Origin of the sequence: Candidatus Sarmatiella mevalonica, assembly GCF_016751895.1 — a bacterium.
Lineage (GTDB): Bacteria > Pseudomonadota > Alphaproteobacteria > Rickettsiales > Rickettsiaceae > Sarmatiella > Sarmatiella mevalonica.
Window position 1 is genome coordinate 1 of the sequence record NZ_JACVVM010000089.1, and the last position, 3,644, is coordinate 3,644.

Genomic DNA, 3,644 nt, shown 5'->3' on the forward strand with positions numbered 1-3,644 from the left:
AAAATATACCATCCCATAAACGTCTGGCATCCCTAGGGGGCGGCCTGCCTTGTTTCCCCCTTCTTTTGTAAATTATCTTTTCGACTACGGCCCATTCTTCATCTGTTAAATCACTCGTATAGCTCGTTGACATCTCATATCCTCCCTTTGATGCCAATCATAACGATGTCCCTCCAATACTTCAACCTTTTGCGTGACTGGTTCTAAGAATCGGAATAACAAGCAAAAGCGGTATTATTCAGGGAAAAAGAGAAGGTATACATTAAAAACCCAAGTTGTTGTCGATAAGAAGATGAAACAAGTAATATGCACTGCTTTTGCAAATGGTAAGCGGCATGATTTTAGGCTATTCAAAGAGTCGAGAACAAAGATAAATTCTGATATAAAGGTTATTACTGATACTGGATATCAAGGCATACGAAAGCTGCATAGCAAGTCTGAATTGCCAAGAAAGAAGACTAAGAAAAACCCGTTAACAAAAGAGGATAAGCAGAAAAACCAAGAGCTTGCCAGTGAAAGAGTGGTTAATGAAAATGTTATCGGTATGCTCAAACGATTTAAAATCATCTCTGACAAATATAGAAACAGACGAAAAGGTTTGGCCTCAGATTCAATTTGATTGCAGCTATTTATAACATGGAGCTAGTATAAATGAGTTTCGAAAGAGGTCTATTTTTTCCTGGCAATCTTGGCGTCTTTCTTCGCTAGCTTCCAGGTAGGAAAAGTCTTTTTTTATAGCTAAAGCCTAGATTTTTTAACCAATAACTTATTGTAAAAATACTTACTCCAAATTTTTGGGCAGCTTTTTTCAATGTCATATTTTCATTTAATTTACGTAGTTTTCAAGTGCTTCTAGATCAATTTTTCTTTTTGAACCACCTTGTTTCTTTGCGAGATAATTACCTTCTTTTTTATATTTTCGGTACCACCTTCCTATTGCTGATACACTAGACCTCTTTCGAAACTCGCTCAATTAAGAGCAAATGCGAGGAGTATACGAAGCACAGAGCCGCAGTGTACATGAAGTACGTGAGGACTTGCGCATCGACAGCGTCGCCACAGTTGCCATCAGGAGTAGAGTTAGGAAAGAGGTCTACTTATTGTAAATAATTTAGGTGCTTGGTCATAACTATTCCCAGCTTCTAAATATTCTACTACTTTTTCCCTTCAATCATTGCTATAGCTTTTTGTCATTTTTCCTTTCATTATAACGAAAAATTATATCTAATTCAACTTAAATTACTATAGTATAAAAACTTAATTCAAGCCATAATTTATCACAGGCGCATATATCGGAAATGCATCAGTCAAACTCTTGCTCCTTGCGCGCAAAGCCACAATTTTCTCCCGCAACACACCACCACCAGCGCAACAATCAATCACATCTGCTATAATATTCGCTACTTCTTCAAATTCACCTTGGCCAAAGCCGCGCGTAGTGCATGCCGGGCTACCTAACCTTATCCCAGAAGTAATTGTTGGAGGAAGTGGGTCGTTAGGAACGGAATTTTTGTTACAAGCTATATGAACCTCTTCTAAAGCTTCCGCCACCACCTTACCATTTAAATTCGAGTCTGCTGGGACACGAGCAAAACTCAGAACTGTCATATGGTTATCGCTACCTCCAGATAGCACATCATGTCCCCGAACTATAAGCACCCGAGCCATCGCGCGATTATTAATTAATACTTGGTTAATATATTGCTTATATTCTAAGGTCAACGCTTCCTGAAAAGCTACCGCCTTAGCCGCAATCACATGCATCAACGGCCCACCCTGCAACCCAGGAAAAAGGGCGGAATTCACTTTTTTCGCAATATCCGCATCATTTGTTAAAATTAAGCCACCACGAGGGCCACGCAGAGTTTTATGTGTAGTAGAGGTGGTAACGTGCGCATATTCGATGGGGCTCTGATGAAAGCCAGCCGCCACAATGCCAGCTATATGCGCAATATCCGCCATTAAATAGGCCCCCACTTCGTCGGCAACTTGCCTAAATACCGCAAAATCTAAAGCTCTGCTATAACAAGAATAGCCAGCTATAATCAGCTTAGGTTTATGCTGTAACGCCATTTGGCGCAATTGGTTATAGTCAATCAAACCGTTGTCATCTAGTCCGTAATGCACCACCTTAAACCACTTGCCAGATAAATTGACGCTAGCACCATGCGTTAAATGCCCACCGCAATCTAAAGACATACTCAAAATACAATCGCCTGGCTGTAATAACGCTAAAAAAACCGCCTGATTAGCTTGCGACCCAGAGTGTGGCTGCACGTTGGCATATGTACAATTGAATAATTGTTTCACTCTAGCGATGGCTAGATCTTCAATTCTATCTATTTCCTGGCAGCCGCAGTAATACCTTCTACCAGAGTAACCTTCGGCATATTTGTTTGTTAAAATAGAACCTTGAGCCTGCATCACTGCTAAACTAGTATAGTTTTCTGATGCTATCAGCTCAATCGCATCATTCTGTCTTCGATATTCGGCATCGATAATTGATGCAATTTCGCTATCTTGTAGCAAAAGACTTTTATTCATTTTATTCATTAAAATTAATTATTCATTAAGAAACGTTGATATAGCAAAGCTAAATGAGTGTTGAGCGTTAGGCCCTAAGCGCCAGGGTGAAGCTTACTCAAGAAATCACAGGCAATCTCGATGCCCACATGATCTATAGAATGAGTTAAGTTAGGTAGAGCATGAGATGCCACTGAAACATTCATCTTTTCTAGATAGCGCTTCGCAGCAAATAAATCATCAATACTCAGCACTTCATCATCTTCGCCATGAATTAAACAAACTGGCGTGCTGGTAGTATGTACTTTTTGTGGAGGAACTAATCTACCAGAAAAACCAACGACTGCATAATATGGTTGCTCTTGAGCAACAAGACTCATATATAAAGACATGATGGTGCCCTGAGAAAAGCCCAGCAGAATAGTATCCTTATTCTCAATACCAAGCTCCTTCTGATGCTGTTTAATAATAGCATTTACCTTCTGATTAGCATTCTCTAACCCGCGCAAGATTGCTTCATACCCCCTATCTTGCAAACTAAACCACTGCCTACCATATGGGGCCATGTCGTATTCTTCAATGCCATTCAAAGAAATAAAATAATGATGTGGCAGAGACATGATTGGGGCTAAGGCTATTAGGTCATTAGCATCAGACCCAATGCCATGCATCATGATAACTAATTTTTGAGGCTTATCGCATACAAAGCGCGCACAATCTTGGTGAGTAATACTAGGTTGCATAAGTATATAAAAGCAATAAATTATAGAAGCGCATCCGCATTTTAATATAGTAACTAATATCTTTTAAACGCAAAAGATATAAATATCAAATACTCTCACAACTAGGGTGTGTTAATACTAAGTAATCATCTTGTCGATAAGTACAATATGGATAACAGCAGCAAACATGAGATTTGGCGCTTTAAACTGCGAGAAGATGTACTGAAACGCCTTGAACATTTAAAAAACGTTTAATGTCATTAGACCTCTTGCATAACGGGACCGTTGTAAGATGAGATTTTAGAAAATTTTGTATTTTGTAGTTAAAATTTTTGTTTGAGTGATTTTATAAGGATTTTGCTATTAAAAACTGCATAGTTTTTTAGTCAAATCAGAAAT

4 protein-coding genes and 1 pseudogene are annotated in these 3,644 nt (G+C 38.9%); 2 read left to right on the top strand and 3 right to left on the bottom strand.

What is annotated here, in order from left to right; translation table 11 throughout:
• Positions 1 to 220 precede the first annotated feature (220 nt).
• Positions 221 to 651: pseudogene (locus tag Sarmat_RS06150) on the top strand (transposase family protein); the annotation flags it as partial.
• Positions 652 to 826: 175 nt separating this feature from the next.
• On the opposite strand, the gene Sarmat_RS06155 reads toward Sarmat_RS06150, so the two are convergent.
• Entirely contained in the window at positions 827 to 973 is a 147-nt protein-coding gene (locus Sarmat_RS06155; RefSeq protein ID WP_202149894.1) for a DUF1580 domain-containing protein, read from the bottom strand.
• A gap of 10 nt (positions 974 to 983) precedes the next feature.
• On the opposite strand from Sarmat_RS06155, the gene Sarmat_RS07185 reads away from it, so the two are divergent.
• Positions 984 to 1,106, top strand: a complete 123-nt coding sequence (locus Sarmat_RS07185) for a hypothetical protein (RefSeq protein WP_279611776.1) — start codon at positions 984 to 986, stop codon at positions 1,104 to 1,106.
• 151 nt (positions 1,107 to 1,257) lie between these two features.
• Here Sarmat_RS07185 and glyA read toward each other — a convergent pair whose 3' ends face one another.
• Both glyA and Sarmat_RS06165 read right to left on the bottom strand, forming a co-directional pair.
• A complete protein-coding gene (glyA, locus tag Sarmat_RS06160; RefSeq protein WP_202149895.1) occupies positions 1,258 to 2,553 on the bottom strand; it encodes a serine hydroxymethyltransferase in 1,296 nt (431 codons plus the stop codon).
• Between the two features lie 65 nt (positions 2,554 to 2,618).
• Positions 2,619 to 3,266 carry an alpha/beta hydrolase gene (locus Sarmat_RS06165; protein WP_202149896.1) on the bottom strand — a complete coding sequence of 216 codons (648 nt, stop codon included), beginning with the start codon at positions 3,264 to 3,266 and terminating at the stop codon, positions 2,619 to 2,621.
• Positions 3,267 to 3,644: the final 378 nt, after the last annotated feature.